This is a genomic window from Streptomyces sp. NPDC101237 (assembly GCF_044767465.1).
Classification (GTDB): Bacteria; Actinomycetota; Actinomycetes; order Streptomycetales; family Streptomycetaceae; genus Streptomyces; species Streptomyces gramineus.
Genome location: NZ_JBIWNY010000001.1, coordinates 304,106 through 320,301, shown reverse-complemented (window position 1 = coordinate 320,301; position 16,196 = coordinate 304,106). Strand labels below are relative to the sequence as shown.

The window sequence follows — 16,196 nt, the reverse complement described above, 5'->3', positions numbered from 1 at the left end:
TCAGTCGGTTTCGATGGAATCGCTGTGTGGATAGCATGCGTTCGGGTACGGCGGATCCACCTGACAGCTGGCAGCACCTCTGAATGGGAGGCGAGGGCCATGCGATCGATGAGCCGCACCGGACTGGTGAGCGCGGCGCTGGGACTGGGCGCGGCCGTCGGATTCGTCGGCAGTCTGCTCAGAGAACGCAGTGCTCTGACAGCCGCTCGCGATGCTGCGAGCGAAGGAAGCGAGGATCAGCCTTCATGGGGCGTCGGCTCGTACCGCTCACGCTGGACAACCTCCAGGACCTCCCCAAGCGCTGTCGCGCGTGCGTCTTCTGGGAACTGGACCCCGTCAGCGGCGAAGCAGCGGTAAGGGCGGGCACGCCCGCGGTCGAGAAGGAGTCCTGGATCTCCGCCGTCCTGCTCGACTGGGGATCGTGCGGCCGGGTGGTCTACGTCGACGACGCGCCCGTGGGCTTTGTGATGTACGCACCGCCTGCGTACGTGCCCCGGTCCACCGCGTTCCCCACGAGCCCGGTCTCGCCGGACGCGGTCCAGCTGATGACCGGCTACATCATGCCCGGCTACCAGGGACAGGGACTCGGACGCGTGATGGTCCAGACGGTCGCCAAGGATCTGCTGCGACGGGGCTTCAAGGCGATCGAGGCGTTCGGCGACGCCCGTTACAAGGAGCCGGCCTGTCTGCTTCCCGCCGACCATCTGCTCGCCGTGGGCTTCAAGACGGTCCGGCAGCACCCCACGCGACCCAGGATGCGGCTGGAGTTGCGCACCACGCTCTCCTGGAAGGAAGACGTGGAGATGGCCCTGGACCGGCTTCTGGGGGCCGTGCAGAAGGAGCCGGCCCTGCGGCCGCTCTGAGGTGCCACTGAGTCCGTCAGCCTCAGGGTGCCGTCCGGCCGCTCCGGGCGAGCCCTCACAGCGAATGGGCCAACCCCGGAGGGTTGGCCCATTCGTGTTTCACGTGAAACGTCACTCGGCGATGAAGTCGTCGAGGTCGCGCAGGAGCGCGGCCTTCGGCTTGGCACCGACGATGGTCTTGGTGACCTCGCCGCCCTGGTACACGTTCAGGGTGGGGATCGACATGACCCCGTACTTGGCTGCGGTCGTCGGGTTCTCGTCGATGTTCAGCTTGACGATCTGGATCTTCTCGCCGTGCTCGGCGGCGATGGCCTCAAGGGACGGGGCGATCTGGCGGCACGGCCCGCACCACTCGGCCCAGAAGTCCACCAGGACAGGCTTGTCGCTCTTGAGGACGACCTCATCGAAGTCGGCGTCGGTTACATGCTTCAGAGTGCCGGCCACGGCGGGCTCCTTTATTTGTTCGTGCGGTGGGACGGAAGGGGGATGATCAGACGGTGGTCTTCTCGGGCTCGGCCTTCTCCCCGTCCGCGAGGGCGGCGAGGAAACGCTCGGCGTCGAGAGCAGCGGAGCAGCCGGTACCGGCCGCGGTGATCGCCTGGCGGTAGGTGTGGTCCACCACGTCACCCGCGGCGAACACACCCGTCAGGTTGGTGTGCGTCGAGGGCGAGGCGACCTTCAGGTAGCCCTCCTCGTCCAGGTCCAGCTGACCCTTGAACAGCTCGGTGCGCGGGTCATGGCCGATCGCGATGAACAGACCGGTGACCGGGAGGTCCGACAGCTCACCGGTCTTGACATTGCGCAGCTTGAGACCGGCCAGCTTCTGCTCGCCCTGGACCTCGGCGATCTCGCTGTCCCAGGCGAACTTGATCTTCGGGTCGGCGAAGGCCCGCTCCTGCATCGCCTTGGAGGCGCGCAGGGTGTCCCGGCGGTGGACGATCGTCACGGACTTGGCGAACCGGGAGAGGAAGGTCGCCTCCTCCATCGCGGTGTCGCCGCCGCCGATCACGGCGATGTCCTGCTCCTTGAAGAAGAACCCGTCACAGGTGGCACACCAGGAGACGCCACGGCCGGACAGGGCGTCCTCGTTCGGAAGACCCAGCTTGCGGTGCTGCGAGCCCGTGGTCACGATGACGGCCTTCGCCTTGTGGACCGTACCGGCGGTGTCCGTGACGGTCTTGATCTCACCGGTCAGGTCGACGGAGACGATGTCGTCGGGGATCAGCTCGGCACCGAAGCGCTCGGCCTGGGCGCGCATGTTGTCCATGAGGTCGGGACCCATGATGCCGTCGCGGAAGCCCGGGAAGTTCTCCACCTCGGTGGTGTTCATCAGCGCACCGCCGGCGGTGACGGCACCCTCGAACACGAGAGGCTTCAACGACGCGCGCGCGGTGTAGAGCGCCGCCGTGTAGCCGGCGGGCCCGGAGCCGATGATGATCACGTTACGGACGTCGCTCACGGCTTGATTCCTCGTCTCTGGTCTACGTCAATTCGACCGGTGAGAGCTCTTCTCAGAAGCTCTCATCCCACCCAACGGATCCTACGGGGCGCGCATTCCCGGTGTGTCCGGGCACACGGGCGTCCCCTACCGTACGGATTTCCAGGGTGCGGCGGACGATGCGTCCCGTGCCGCGGTGGATCGCTCCGGGGGCACTCCAGGACCGCTCAGGGGCGGGCCATGGACTCCGTCAGCAGAACCCGGCCGACGGGGGCCGACGGGTGGCTGACGCAGGTGGCGTCGACGATGAAGACCGTGACCCGGGAGCTGTCGGAGGCATCGGGAAGAACGACAAGGAAGGCGTCCTTCCCTTCGTACGTCCCCTTCTTCGCGCCGAGGACGTCGTCGGCGCGGCTGATGCCCTGACGGACGCACTGCGGCACGGACACCGAGGGCTGGATCCGGGTGGTGTAGGGAGTGTCCGACGTGCCGGGCGCGGTGGACGTTCCCTGGATCCCCAGATCCGGCTTCTTGGAGCCGCGCAGACCCGTCTTCGTGCCGAGAAGGTGGTCCACCTCGGTCTGGAGAGTGGACTTGGAGAAGCCCTCGGCGGAGTTCCTCGGCCGGTTCTGCGCGGTCGTCGTCCCGTTGTCGCTCAGTGAATGGAGGAGGAACGAACCCGCCCCCAGGACGGCTGCGGTGAGGACGGCTCCGAGTGCGACGGTGCGGCGGCGTCGCCCACGTCGGTCGTGTCCGCGTCCCTGGCCGCGGTCCTTGCGGCCCGGACCGGTCGACGCGGCCGATCGGCGCCCGGGGGGAGGGTTCACCGGAGGCGAGGGGACGGGCGATGTTTCACGTGAAACATGAGTCTCGGGTGCCGGGGCGGCGAGCAGTGCCTCGGCGGCGAGCGCGGCGTCGATGCGGCCCGCGACATCCGCCGGCATGCGCTGCGGTCCCGGCAGCTCGCCCAGGAGGTCCTGGATCTCCGTCAGCGAGGCGTGGACGTCGGCACAGAGGGCGCAGGTGTCCAGGTGCTGCTGCACCTCCGCGGTCCGGCCGGCCGGGAGCAGGCCCTCGGTGAGGTCGGAGATCTCCGCGACGTCCGGGTGCCCGGTCGTGTCTGTCGAGGACGTCACGCTCGCCCACCTCCGCCCTTCACTGCGGCTGAATCACTCGGCCCGGTCCTCCGTGAGTCTCTCTTCTCGGGACCCGCTGCCGGTGGGACGGATGTACCCTCCGCCCGGTTCCGTGCCGGGTCCGCCTCTTTGCGGGCGGCCGGGTTCTCCGGTCGGAGATGGGTGAGCAGTGGGAGGAGTCTGGCTCGGCCACGGGCGCAGCGGCTCTTGACCGTCCCTATGGGCACGTCGAGGACCCGGGCCGCCTCAGCGACCGGATACCCCTGCATGTCGACCAGGACGAGGGCCGCGCGCTGATCGGGCGGGAGGGTGCCGAGGGCTTCGAGGAGTTGGCGGTGCAGATCATTGCGCTCGGCCGGAGCGGAGGCCGACTCGTGCGGCTCCAGCAGCTGCTCCAGCCGCTCCGTGTCGTCGACGGGCGCGGTCTTCCGGGAGGCCGCCTTGCGGGCCCGGTCGAGGCAGGCGTTGACCGTGATCCGGTGCAGCCAGGTGGTGACGGCCGACTGGCCCCGGAAGGTGTGGGCGGCCCGGTAGGCGGAGACGAGGGCGTCCTGGACGGCGTCCGCGGCCTCCTCGCGGTCCCCCAGGGTCCGCAGCGCCACCGCCCAGAGCCGGTCCCGGTGACGGCGCACGATCTCCCCGAAGGCGTCGGGGTCGCCTTCGACATGACGGGCGAGCAGATCCTGGTCGCTCACCCCGTCGTAGCCGGCCCCCTCCGCCATCTGCCCCTCCGCCCTGCGATCAGCTGGTCACCTTGATGTCCGCCACCCGTCCGCGGTAGTTACCGTCCTCCGTCAGCGGCAGCTTGGTCAGCCACACCAGCAGGTAGCGGGACTTGAGGGAACTGCCCGGCTTCAGGGTCACGCTCGTACCCGAGCCCTCGGCCACCTTCGTGTACGCGGTGAAGGAGGTCGGCTCCGAGCCGGCGCCGCTGGATGCGGCACGCAACTCCACGGACGTGTCTCCCACGAAGGTAACGGTCACCTTCCCGATCTGCTGGACCTTGCCGAGATCGAGGATGACGCCGAGGCCCGGCTTGAGGTTGCCGAAGGTGGCGCCCTTGTAGAAGTCGGTCTGCCAGTAGGTCGACGGGCTGCCGTCGTAGACCTTGCCCACGTCGGCCGGCTTCTCGGAGCCGTCTCCGAACGGGTCGAAGTCCTGGGCCCCGCTGATGGCGATCGGCTTGCTGACCGGCTTCGGCGCGTTCTTGTCGCCGTCGTCGGTGGTCTTGGTGTTCGTGGTGTCACCGGACTTGTCGCCCTGCTCCATCAGGGCGTCCGCGAGCTGCCAGCTGCCCAGGCCCAGCGCGGCGATCAGCAGAGCGGAGACCGCCCACTTCAGGGCCTTGCCGGTACGGCTCTGGAGCGGGGGCGGCGGGCTCTGGAGCACCTGGGTGGTGCCGGGAGGCGTGGGGCGTCCGTAGGTGCCCTGCTGGTACGTGGTGCGCTGGTACTCGGGCGGAGCGGCGAACGCCGGCTCCGGCGGCCGGATGCGGGGCATCTCGCCGATCGCCTTCACCAGCTCCTCCGGCGTGGTGCACGCGGACTCGTGGCGGGAGGCGGTGGCGCCGTCGTTGACCAGGGCCCGCATGGCGAGCTCCGACAGGCCGCGGTGGACACCGGCCCGTACCTGGTCGGGAGCGATCAGCCCGATGTCCTTGGGCAGGCCCGGCAGGCCGTAGGCGTCGCTCGGGTACGGCCAGCGCTGGGTGAGCGCCGCGTACAGGAGGGCGCCGATGGCCTCGGTGTCGGTGCGCTGCGGGGTGTCCGAACCGATCCCGCGCAGCGCCGCGTTGACCGCCAGACCGCGGATGCGCCACTGGCCGGTGGAAGTGCGCAGCACGGCGTTGGGGTTCAGTCGGAGATGGGCCAGCCCCTCACGGTGCGAGGCCGCCATCGCGGAGGCGATCTGACTGACCATCTGGTACGCGTCGTGCGGCTCCAGCGGTCCGGCCGCCAGCAGCGCGGTCAGCTCGGTGGCATCCGGCAGCCACTCGTGCACCACGTAGACGAGGTCGTTCTCCTCGACCGCGTCGAGGACCTGCACGAAGCGCGGATCCCCGAGCAGCGCCGCGGAACGGGCCGCGGCGAGCACGGCACGGGTGCGGACATGGTCGGACGGCAGGATGTGCACGCCGACCGCGCGACGCAGTTTCTCGTCGACCGCACGCCAGCTGCTGAATCCGTCCAGACGGGTGACGCATTCCTCCAGGCGGTAACGTCTGGCGAGTTTGTGACCGCTGTGCAGTTCGGGGGGTGCGGCCTTGTTTCCCGTAGCTGCCGCCGTGCCGCTCCCCTGTACCTCTTCGCTGTCCGTGTCCCGCTCCGGGTTCTGGGCCACCCCGTCGGCCGTGGACTGGACCGCCTTGGCGGTCAGCGGCTCGTCACCGCTGTTGTCTGCCACGTCGACGGCAGCCGTGCTCCGTTCCGCCACCGTCGTTCCCTGCCTCCCCATCCGTTGCACGCCGTCCGACGCCGAAACCAATTGTGCCCACAGTCTGCCGCTATGCACGACACACGGCGGCGGTCGATGGTTGTGCGCGTACCCCTGCCTCAGCGCCCCAGACGCCCGCGCACCATACCGACGAGAGAGTTGAGCTCCTCGATCCGCATGCGGCGCGCGGCGATGTAGAAGACGCCGAGCAGGACGGCCCCGCCGGCCAGCAGCGCGGCGAGGGATCCGCCCACGCCCTGACCCAGAGTGTGGCCGATGCCGTAGCAGGCCGCACCACTGAGCAGAGCGGCCGGCAGGGACGCGATGCACAGCCGCGCGTAGGTGCGGGTGACGCGGGAGCCGTCCAGGTCGCCACCGAGCCGCTTGCGCAGCCGTTTCCAGGCCACGCCGACGCCGATCGCGTAGGCGATGCCGTAGGAGGCGGCCATGCCGGCCACCGCCCAGCGGGAGGGCAGCAGGACGTAACAGGCGACCGAGGCGCCCGCGTTGACCGCGGCGACGATGACCGTGTTGTAGAAGGGGGTGCGGGTGTCCTCGTAGGCGTAGAAGGCGCGCAGGACGACGTACTGCACCGAGTACGGGATCAGGCCGAGGCCGAAGGCCATCAGCATGAACCCCATGTTGGTGGCCGAGCTGGTGCCAGAGGAGCCGAAGATCAGGGTGCACATCGGGATGCCGAGTGCGACGAAGCCGAAGGCGATCGGCACGATCGCGACGGCGGTGGTCCGCAGGCCCTGGGAGATGTCGTCGCGGACGGCGCCGGTGTCGTCCTCGGCGGCCGAGCGAGAGATCCGCGGCAGCAGGGCCGCCATCAGGGAGACCGTGATGATGGCCTGCGGCAGACCCCAGATCAGCTGGGCGTTGGCGTAGGCCGCGAAGCCGGTGCCGTCGACCGGCGAGCTCTTTCCGGCGGAGGTCGACAGCTGGGAGACGACGAGCGCGCCCGCCTGGTTGGCGAGGACGAACAGCACGGTCCACTTGGCGAGGGTGGCGGCCTTGCCGAGGCCGTGGCCCCGCCAGTCGAAGCGCAGCCGCATCCGGAAGCCGGTCTCGCGCAGGTAGGGGATCATCGCCAGGGCCTGGACCACGAGACCGAGCAGGACACCGAGGCCGAGCAGCCGCTGGCCCTCCGGCGGGATCGTGGTGACCTTCATCCCGGAGTGCGCCGCGGTGCCGTACACCCAGATGAACAGGCCGAGGGTGACGATGATGACGATGTTGTTGAGGACCGGGGTCCACATCATCGCGCCGAACTTGCCCCGTGCGTTGAGGACCTGACCCATCACCACGTGGATGCCCATGAAGAAGATCGAGGGCAGGAAGTAGCGGACGAAGGTGATGGCGACGTCGTTGGCCGCCGGGTCGCTGGCGACCGAGTCGGACAGCACGCGGATCAGCAGGGGGGCGGCCGCGATCGTGGCCGCGGTGAGCAGGCCGAGCGCCACCATGACGAGGGTGAGCAGGCGGTTGGCGAAGGCCTCGCCGCCGTCCTCGTCCTCCTTCATGGCCCGCACCAGCTGCGGCACGAAGACGGAGTTGAGGCCGCCGCCGACGGTCAGGATGTAGATCATCGTCGGCAGCTGGTAGGCGACCTGGAACGTGTCACCGAGCAGGCCCACACCGAGGGCGGAGACGATCAGCGCGGAGCGGACGAAGCCCGTGAGGCGGGAGACCATCGTGCCCGCCGCCATGACGGCACTGGACTTCAGCAGCCCCGAGGCGCGCCCGCCCTTCTTGGCCGCGGGGGCCGAGGACGCCGTGGCGGGGGCGGGAGCGACGGGCTCCGGCTCGGTGGCGGGGGTCTCGGGAGCGGCGGGGGCCTGCGGGTGGCGGGGCGCCTGGTACTGAGGAGTCCCGTACTGGTTCTGGGCGGCGGGAGCCTGCGGTGCCGGCGGGTACGCACCCGAGGGCTGCGGGTACCGGGCCGCGGGACCCGGGACGGACCGCGGGTCGCTCTGCGGGGTGCCGCCGCCCTGCTGCTGGTCCCGGAACAGGTGCGCGAAGGCGTCCGGCTCGTGGTGCTCCTCGCCGGAGTGCGTGACCAGGTCGTCCACGCCCACGTACTGGGTGGTGCGCGGGTTGTCGCCGTAGGGCAGGTACGGGTTCGGGCTCTCCGGCTCCGGTGCCGGCGTCTGGGCCCACACGTGCGGGTCGGGAGCGTACGGTGACTGGGCGGGCCGGCCGTACAGCGGCTGCTGCGGGTACGTGCCGGGCGGCGGCGGAGGGTGCGCGGCGCGGTCGTAGAGCGCCTCGGCGACCGGGTCCTGGGCGGAGAGGTCCCGCGCCCGGTAGGGGTCCTGGTCGTAGGCGTCCTGGAGGTACATGTCAGCCGCCTGCTGCTGCGGCGGGACCTGACCGGCCTCCGGCGGCGGCTCGGGGTAGCCCGAACCGGCCGCGCCCTGGCCGCGTTCACCGTCGTACGGCGCGTTCATGGTTACCCCACCTCATCGTCCCGGGCCACACCGGCCACGACATCGCTCAACGGTCCACTCTCTCACCCGTTCCGGACGGGTCGGCGCTTTCCGGTGCGGTGTCCGGTGTCGGGTCACTCGGCTGCTCAGGGTCGTCTGCCCCGGAGCCCGCCTCGGACTCTTCGGGGAGACGATCGCCACGGGTGCCGGGGTTCCCGGGCCGGCCGGAGGACTCGGGTCCGGTGCCCTCCGGGGCCTCGGGGCTCTCCGGGGCGTCCTCGCCCGTCTCGTCGGGGCCGCCGCCCTCCTCGGCGCGGCGGGCGGCCGCCCGCTTGCGCTGGGTGTACATCCGGAAGCCGGCCAGCACCAGCAGCAGCACACCGCCGCCGATGACCAGCATCACGGTGGGCGTGACCTCGGTGACCTTCACGTCGAACTGGACCGGGGCGCCGTACTCCTGCCCGTCCTCCGTGTAGAGCTGGGCGATGACCTCCACCCGGCCGTTGGCGTTGGCCGACGTGGAGAACTTCACGGACTGGGTGTGGCCGCCGGAGACCTCGACCGGCTGCTCGTAGTAGGCCTTGCCGCCGATCTCCAGGCGGGTGGGCATCGTCGAGGTGAGCCGCAGGACGAGGTGGTCGACGCCCTGGACGAGGTTGTTCTGGACGGTCACCGGGATGACGGCGCTGCGGCCGGAGAGCTTGGTCTCGGACTTGTCGATCAGCTTGACCTGGCCGAGGAGGCTGTCGAGCCAGGACTCCACGCCCGTGCGGAAGCTGTCGGCCTCGCTGCCGCGTCCCCGCCACGACGTGGACATCTCGCGGTTTATGGCCCGCCCGAAGGGGGTCACCACCCGCGACTGGTTGGTGAGGACCACCTGGAAGTTGTCGAGCTTGTCCTGGGTGCGGGCGATCTGCTCGAAGGCCGTCCGGGGCAGCTCCTGCTTCCGCAGCGAGGAGGGGTAGGCGGACGACGAGGGGATCTTCGTGGTCGCGCCGGGATCGGGCTTGTCCTTGGCCGCCGCCGCGAGAGTCTGGGGCTGCGACCAGTTGCTGTCCTGGAGCGCGGTGATCGCCGCGGCCATCGCCTGGGCCTGGCCGGCCGACGGCATGCGCTGCGGGGCGACCACGATGCTGCGCTGCTTGTCGGTCTGGGTGTTCAGCGCCAGGCTCTGGGCCAGGAACCGCTGCACGGCGAGGGTGGCCGAGTCGGCGTTCGTCAGGTCGCCCTGGAACGCCGTGGACAGGCGCGCGTCGGCGACCACCGCCGTCGTGCCGCCGCCGATCGGCCGCGCCGCGGAGGGGGTGTAGGACAGCCCGCCCGTCTCCTGGAGGCTGTCGCTGCGGGCGATCACCTTGTCGGCGCCCGCCGAGGTGGCGACCTTGATGATCGACGGATCCACCGCGCCGTTCACGGGCCACGCGAAGTCCGTGCTCGGTGTGACGTGGAGCACGGTCTCCACCGTGGTGGCGGCGACCTCGGTGGCGTCCTTGAGGTGGCTCAGCGAGCCGGTCACGCTGGTGCCGTTGTGGGCGAGGGAAGCGAGGTCCGGGTCGGCGAAGGGAAGGGTCACGACCTCCTTGTCCGCCACCGCGGCCTGCAGGTCGGCCAGGAACTGCTTGGCCACCGCCTGGTGGGTGCCCGCCGTGGTGCTCTCTCCGGGACCCTGGACCCGGTAGCTGCGGGTCATCGCGTCCACGGAGGCCAGCAGATCCGGGTCGAGCACCCAGGTGACGTCGAGGTCCTTGCCGAGCGCCAGCATCTGCGCCAGCCGGCCGCCGGGCGAGATCTCCTTCGCGAGGTCCTCGTTCAGGAAGACCGGCGTCTGCAGCTCACCGGCGCCGGTCTTCGCCGTCACGTGGACGGAGGAGATCAGCGGCCACAGATACGTCGTCCTGGTCTGCGTGTCCGCCGCGGAGGACTGCCACGGCAGGAACGTCCGCTGGATGCCGAGCACCTGCTCCCACGGCTGCGCCGAGGTCTGGCCGGACAGCGAGACGCCGAACGGGTACACGCCGTCCTGGTCGAGGCCGAGCTTGTCGACCGGCACGGCGATGCTGAAGTGCTCGGCGACGCCCGGGGCGAGCGAGTCGTAGTCCTCGGTGTACTTGCCGCCGACCGCGGTACCGACGCCCGACTGGAGATCGTCGGGATGCCGGGCCGCGGCGTCGATGGCGGAGCGGGCGCTGAGCTGAGAACCCACGCGTACGTCCACGTGGGCGTCCGTGACGGCCTGCTTGCCGTTGTTGGTCACCGTGCCGGAGACCGTCACGGTGTCCCCGTCCGTGGGCGCGCTGGGGCTGAGCGAGTCCAGGGCGACGGACACGGTGTCCGAGTCGGCCGCCTGCGCCGGCAGCGCGGCGGGCAACTGCACCAGTGCGGCCAGCAGCGGCGCGCCCGCGAGCAGTGCCCCGGTGCGCCGCAGCCAGCGGCGGGCAGGTGAGGGCGTCCCCTGGAAGTCTGCCGCCTCGGCCACGCGCTCGTCCGTCCCTCGTCATTGTCAGCGGTCGTCGGAATGTGCGTCCACGCATGGTAACGAGGTGCGCTGAACGGAAGTGCCACGGTCTGGTCCGCAAGATCGGGAGAGGGGACCGGCCCGTCCCCTATATCCAGTATCACCGCGGGATTCGTGTAGGCACCGAGTGCTGCTCTTGTGCGGGAATCCAGTGAGATGTCCCACGCCTTTGCAGGGAGGCTCTGCGGGGACCGCCGCCGGGATATGGAGGAGATGCGGGCCGCCCGGGGCACGTACCCTTTTCTGTTGTGCCGAACGCCAATGAAGAGACTCCTTCCCCTGCCCTGAGCCAGGCGCAGCAGCGCGCGGTGAGCGAGCTGCTGCGGGTGGCGCCCGTCGCCGACGATCTCGCCCGCCGATTCCAGGAGGCCGGGTTCTCGCTTGCCCTGGTCGGCGGCTCGGTCCGGGACGCGTTGCTGGGCCGGCTCGGCAACGACCTCGATTTCACGACCGACGCGCGACCCGAGGACGTACTGAAGATCGTCAGGCCCTGGGCGGATGCCGTCTGGGAGGTCGGCATCGCTTTCGGCACCGTCGGGGTGCAGAAGGAAGCCCACGTGGGAGGCGCCGTCCGAGCCTTCCAGATCGAGATCACGACGTACCGGTCCGAGGCCTACGACCGCACCTCGCGCAAGCCCGAGGTGTCGTACGGCGACTCGATCGAGGAGGACCTCGTCCGGCGTGACTTCACGGTCAACGCCATGGCGGTGGCGCTGCCGGAGAAGGAGTTCATCGACCCGCACGGCGGGCTGGACGACCTCGCGGCCGGCGTGCTGTGCACTCCGGGGACGCCCGAGGAGTCCTTCTCGGACGACCCGCTGCGGATGATGCGCGCCGCCCGCTTCGCGGCTCAGCTCGACTTCCAGGTGGCACCTGAGGTCGTCGCCGCGATGAAGGACATGGCGGGCCGGCTGGAGATCGTCTCGGCCGAGAGGGTCCGGGACGAGCTGAACAAGTTGATCCTTTCCGCTCATCCGCGCAAGGGGCTGACGCTGCTCGTGGACACGGGCCTGGCCGACCACGTCCTGCCCGAGCTTCCGGCCCTGCGCCTGGAGAGCGACGAGCACCACCGGCACAAGGACGTCTACGACCACACGCTGATCGTCCTGGAGCAGGCCATGGCGCTGGAGGCGGACGGACCTGACCTCACCCTCCGTCTCGCCGCGCTGCTGCACGACATCGGCAAGCCCCGTACGCGCCGCTTCGAGGAGGACGGTCGCGTCTCGTTCCACCACCACGAGGTGGTCGGCGCGAAGATGACCAAGAAGCGCATGACGGCCCTGAAGTACTCCAACGAACTGGTGAAGGACGTCTCGCACCTGGTCGAACTGCATCTGCGCTTCCACGGCTACGGCTCCGGGGAGTGGACGGATTCGGCGGTCCGTCGCTATGTCAGGGACGCGGGACCGCTGCTCGACCGGCTCCACAAACTGACCCGTTCCGACTGCACCACGCGTAACAAGCGGAAGGCGGCGACGCTCTCCCGTGCCTACGACGGCCTGGAGGAGCGGATCGCCGAGCTTCAGGAGCGGGAGGAACTCGACGCCATCCGGCCGGACCTCGACGGCAACCAGATCATGGAGATCCTGGGCATCCGGCCCGGACCGGAAGTCGGCAAGGCCTACCAGCACATGCTGGAGCTCCGGCTGGAGAACGGCCCGATGGAACGGGACGCTGCCGTGGCGGCGCTCAAGGAGTGGTGGGCCGAGCAGGGCTGAGCGTGTGAGCGGGTCGTGTTTCACGTGAAACACGACCCAGGAACGCAGGGAGGGGCGATGTTTCACGTGAAACATCGCCCTTCGGCGTACCGGCGGAGCAGCGGTGCCTGTCAGCGGCGTTCGAAGCGGGCCATGAACGTCGACACACCGGCGTAGATGAGAGCGACCGTGACCACGAGAACAGCGGAGCGGCCGTCCGGGGGAAGCATCAGGGCGGCGACGCCGGCGGCGCCCACGAAGGCCACGTTGAAGAGCACGTCGTACACGGAGAAGATCCGGCCCCGGAAGTCGTCTTCGACGGACGACTGGACGATGGTGTCCGTGGCGATCTTCGCGCCCTGGGTGATCAGGCCCAGGACGAAGGAGGCGATGAGCATGGGGACGGTCGTGAACGGGAGCCCCAGGGCGGGCTCCAGTACGGCGGCGGTCGCGGCGCACACGGCGATCCAGCGCCCGGGGCCGAGTCGTCCCACGGCCCACGGGGTCACCACGGCCGCGGCGAAGAAGCCCGCGCCGGATATACCCAGCGCCAGTCCGAGCAGCCCGAGTCCGTCGTCGGGGTCGGAGGAGAGCGCGTAGCGGCACAGCATCAGCACGAGCACCAGCAGGGCGCCGTAGCAGAAGCGCATCACCGTCATGGAGAGCAGCGCCCAGACCGCCTCGCGGCGTCGGGGTTCGGCGAGGTGGCGTATCGCCTCTCTGAGCTCACGTGCGGTGGTGATCACGGCCGTGCCCAGACCGGGCCGTGCCGGGTGCCGGTCCGGGCCGAGGAGTCCGGGGGCCATGGACAGTGAGGCGAGCGCCGCGAACAGGTACAGCGTCGCGCCCAGGAGCACCACGGCGGTGTCGGAGTCCGATGCCAGCAGCCGGACGGTGAAGGCGAGCCCGCCGCCGAGCGTCGCGGCGAGGGTTCCCGCGGTCGGGGACAGGGAGTTGGCCAGCACCAGGCGTTCGGTGTCGACGACCCGCGGCAGGGCGGCTGACAGGCCGGCGAGGACGAAGCGGTTGACGGCGGTGACGCACAGGGCGGAGGCGTAGAAGAGCCAGTCGGGGACATGGGCGGCCATGAGGGCGGCGGTGACGGCGGCCAGCAGTGCGCGCAGCAGATTGCCGTGGAGGAAGACCTGACGGCGGCGCCAGCGGTCCAGCAGGACACCGGCGAAGGGACCGACGAGGGAGTACGGGAGGAGCAGGACCGCCATCGCCGAGGCGATCGCGGCCGGTGAGGTCTGCTTCTCAGGGGAGAAGACGACGTAGGCGGCGAGCGCGACCTGGTAGACGCCGTCGGCGCCCTGGGAGAGAAGACGGACGGCGAGCAGACGGCGGAAGTTCCGCAGGCGGAGCAGGACACGCAGGTCGCGGACGACAGGCATGGGGCACAGCCTCACACATGGGGAGAGTCCCCGGGTCGGGGGACCCGGGGACTCTCACAGCCCTGGCAGGAGCGATTTTTTGCGCGCGACGGACGGCAGCGCTCCGCGCTGTGTCGATCCGGCGCCCGGTGCCGTGTCGGCCTAGCGCTCGACGTCGCCGCGGATGAACTTCTCCACGTTCTCACGGGCCTCGTCGTCGAAGTACTGGACCGGCGGGGACTTCATGAAGTAGCTCGACGCGGAGAGGATCGGGCCGCCGATGCCGCGGTCCTTGGCGATCTTCGCGGCGCGCAGGGCGTCGATGATGACACCCGCGGAGTTCGGGGAGTCCCAGACCTCGAGCTTGTACTCCAGGTTCAGCGGGACGTCGCCGAAGGCGCGGCCCTCGAGGCGGACGTAGGCCCACTTGCGGTCGTCGAGCCAGGCCACGTAGTCGGACGGGCCGATGTGGACGTTCTTCTCGCCGAGGTCCCGGTCGGGGATCTGCGAGGTGACGGCCTGCGTCTTGGAGATCTTCTTGGACTCCAGGCGGTCGCGCTCCAGCATGTTCTTGAAGTCCATGTTGCCACCGACGTTCAGCTGCATCGTGCGGTCCAGGATGACACCCCGGTCCTCGAACAGCTTCGCCATGACGCGGTGCGTGATCGTGGCGCCGACCTGCGACTTGATGTCGTCACCGACGATCGGGACGCCCGCCTCGGTGAACTTGTCCGCCCACTCCTTGGTGCCGGCGATGAAGACCGGGAGGGCGTTGACGAACGCGACCTTGGCGTCGATGGCGCACTGGGCGTAGAACTTCGCCGCGTCCTCGGAACCGACGGGCAGGTAGCAGACGAGGACGTCGACCTGCTTGTCCTTCAGGATCTGGACGATGTCGACCGGCTCGGCCTCGGACTCCTCGATGGTCAGGCGGTAGTACTTGCCGAGACCGTCGAGGGTGTGGCCGCGCTGGACGGTGACGCCGGTGTTCGGCACGTCGCAGATCTTGATGGTGTTGTTCTCGGAGGCGCCGATGGCGTCCGCCAGGTCGAGGCCGACCTTCTTGGCGTCCACGTCGAACGCGGCGACGAACTCGACGTCCTTGACGTGGTAGTCGCCGAACTGGACGTGCATCAGGCCGGGGACCTTGGCCGCCGGATCGGCGTCCTTGTAGTACTCGACTCCCTGCACCAGCGACGCGGCACAGTTGCCGACGCCGACGATGGCTACGCGCACCGAACCCATTCCGGTTGCTCCCTGTGTGTACGAGTGAGGCCCTGACCGGGTCTCACGTGGTGGTGTCGCCGGGCAAATCCGGCCGGGTCTCCCCGGACCGGGGCAGGTTGCCCGTCGCTCCATTGGTGGTGTTCTGCTGAGCGGATCCCCCGGAAACGGGACTCTTCATGTCCCGCCCGGCCCGCTCGCTCTCGATGAGCTCGTTCAGCCAGCGCACTTCACGCTCCACGGACTCCATTCCGTGGCGCTGGAGCTCAAGTGTGTAGTCGTCGAGGCGTTCCCTGGTGCGTGCCAGCGAGGCGCGCATCTTCTCCAGGCGCTCCTCCAGCCGGCTGCGTCGGCCCTCCAGCACGCGCATCCGCACGTCGCGCGAGGTCTGGCCGAAGAAGGCGAACCGGGCCGCGAAGTGCTCGTCCTCGTAGGCGTCGGGGCCGGTCTGGGAGAGGAGCTCCTCGAAGTGCTCCTTGCCTTCGGCCGTCAACCTGTAGACGATTTTGGCGCGGCGGCCGGCGAGCGGCGCGGCGAGGGCGTCCTCGGAGGTGCTGCCCGGCTCCTCGATCAACCAGCCGTTGGCGAGCAGCGTCTTGAGGCAGGGGTAGAGCGTCCCGTAGCTGAACGCCCGGAAGACACCCAACGAGGTGTTGAGCCGTTTCCGCAGCTCATAGCCGTGCATCGGGGATTCGCGGAGCAGGCCGAGTACGGCGAACTCAAGAATGCCGGACCGTCGGCTCATGGTCGCCTCCTCTCGTCTCTGATGCGCTTATCTCGCTCTGATGTATCGGCTCGATACATCATGACGATAGATCGGCGATCCCGGTGCGACAAGAGCAACGACGGTGAACGGGATCACATCACCGATTCGTAGGAGGCAACTTGCCTGATTTGGGGTGAACTTCGGGGCTCGACAGGTTTTGGTGGTGCGTAGTCTGTGCGGCATGCAGACCACCGGGAACCAAGTGACGCCTGGGGGGCGTCCCCGTCCTCGGTGCAGTACGGGTGAATGCAGGACCGACCACATCCGTACTTCGGGGGGACCGGAAACCAGCCGCCGTTTCCAGGCGCGCACGGGTGCG

General features: G+C 69.5%; 12 protein-coding genes. 2 read left to right on the top strand and 10 right to left on the bottom strand.

Features of this window, described 5'->3' with window-relative positions; all coding sequences use genetic code 11:
• Positions 1 to 245: 245 nt before the first annotated feature.
• Complete coding sequence (locus tag ACIRQ9_RS01510; protein WP_404165936.1) at positions 246 to 863, top strand: GNAT family N-acetyltransferase; 618 nt, start codon at positions 246 to 248, stop codon at positions 861 to 863.
• 111 nt (positions 864 to 974) lie between these two features.
• Here ACIRQ9_RS01510 and trxA read toward each other — a convergent pair whose 3' ends face one another.
• The 7 genes from trxA to ACIRQ9_RS01475 all read right to left on the bottom strand — a co-directional run bounded on the left by trxA (position 975) and on the right by ACIRQ9_RS01475 (position 10,778).
• Positions 975 to 1,307 carry a thioredoxin gene (trxA, locus tag ACIRQ9_RS01505; RefSeq protein ID WP_404165935.1) on the bottom strand — a complete coding sequence of 111 codons (333 nt, stop codon included), beginning with the start codon at positions 1,305 to 1,307 and terminating at the stop codon, positions 975 to 977.
• A gap of 46 nt (positions 1,308 to 1,353) precedes the next feature.
• Entirely contained in the window at positions 1,354 to 2,322 is a 969-nt protein-coding gene (gene trxB / locus ACIRQ9_RS01500; protein WP_404165933.1) for a thioredoxin-disulfide reductase, read from the bottom strand.
• 206 nt (positions 2,323 to 2,528) lie between these two features.
• Positions 2,529 to 3,437 (bottom strand): anti-sigma factor family protein, encoded by a 909-nt coding sequence (locus ACIRQ9_RS01495; RefSeq protein ID WP_404165931.1) that lies wholly within the window; start codon positions 3,435 to 3,437, stop codon positions 2,529 to 2,531.
• Complete coding sequence (sigM, locus tag ACIRQ9_RS01490; RefSeq protein WP_404165930.1) at positions 3,434 to 4,159, bottom strand: RNA polymerase sigma factor SigM; 726 nt, start codon at positions 4,157 to 4,159, stop codon at positions 3,434 to 3,436. Before sigM ends, ACIRQ9_RS01495 begins: the two co-directional genes overlap by 4 nt.
• A gap of 19 nt (positions 4,160 to 4,178) precedes the next feature.
• A complete protein-coding gene (locus ACIRQ9_RS01485; protein ID WP_404165928.1) occupies positions 4,179 to 5,870 on the bottom strand; it encodes a protein kinase family protein in 1,692 nt (563 codons plus the stop codon).
• 119 nt (positions 5,871 to 5,989) lie between these two features.
• Entirely contained in the window at positions 5,990 to 8,323 is a 2,334-nt protein-coding gene (murJ, locus tag ACIRQ9_RS01480) for a murein biosynthesis integral membrane protein MurJ (RefSeq protein WP_404165926.1), read from the bottom strand.
• A gap of 46 nt (positions 8,324 to 8,369) precedes the next feature.
• On the bottom strand, positions 8,370 to 10,778 hold the full coding sequence (locus tag ACIRQ9_RS01475; RefSeq protein ID WP_404165925.1) for a DUF6049 family protein: 2,409 nt from the start codon (positions 10,776 to 10,778) through the stop codon (positions 8,370 to 8,372).
• Positions 10,779 to 11,065: 287 nt separating this feature from the next.
• Between ACIRQ9_RS01475 and ACIRQ9_RS01470 the strand changes: the two genes are divergently transcribed.
• Positions 11,066 to 12,535 (top strand): CCA tRNA nucleotidyltransferase, encoded by a 1,470-nt coding sequence (locus ACIRQ9_RS01470; RefSeq protein ID WP_404165923.1) that lies wholly within the window; start codon positions 11,066 to 11,068, stop codon positions 12,533 to 12,535.
• 110 nt (positions 12,536 to 12,645) lie between these two features.
• Here ACIRQ9_RS01470 and ACIRQ9_RS01465 read toward each other — a convergent pair whose 3' ends face one another.
• The 3 genes from ACIRQ9_RS01465 to ACIRQ9_RS01455 form a co-directional block, all read right to left on the bottom strand.
• The gene (locus ACIRQ9_RS01465) at positions 12,646 to 13,908 is read right to left on the bottom strand and encodes an MFS transporter (protein WP_404165921.1); all 1,263 of its coding nucleotides are present in this window, start codon (positions 13,906 to 13,908) and stop codon (positions 12,646 to 12,648) included.
• 141 nt (positions 13,909 to 14,049) lie between these two features.
• Entirely contained in the window at positions 14,050 to 15,132 is a 1,083-nt protein-coding gene (locus tag ACIRQ9_RS01460; protein ID WP_404165919.1) for an inositol-3-phosphate synthase, read from the bottom strand.
• Between the two features lie 43 nt (positions 15,133 to 15,175).
• Positions 15,176 to 15,856, bottom strand: coding sequence for a helix-turn-helix transcriptional regulator (locus tag ACIRQ9_RS01455; protein WP_404165917.1), 681 nt, complete (start codon positions 15,854 to 15,856; stop codon positions 15,176 to 15,178).
• Positions 15,857 to 16,196 lie beyond the last annotated feature (340 nt).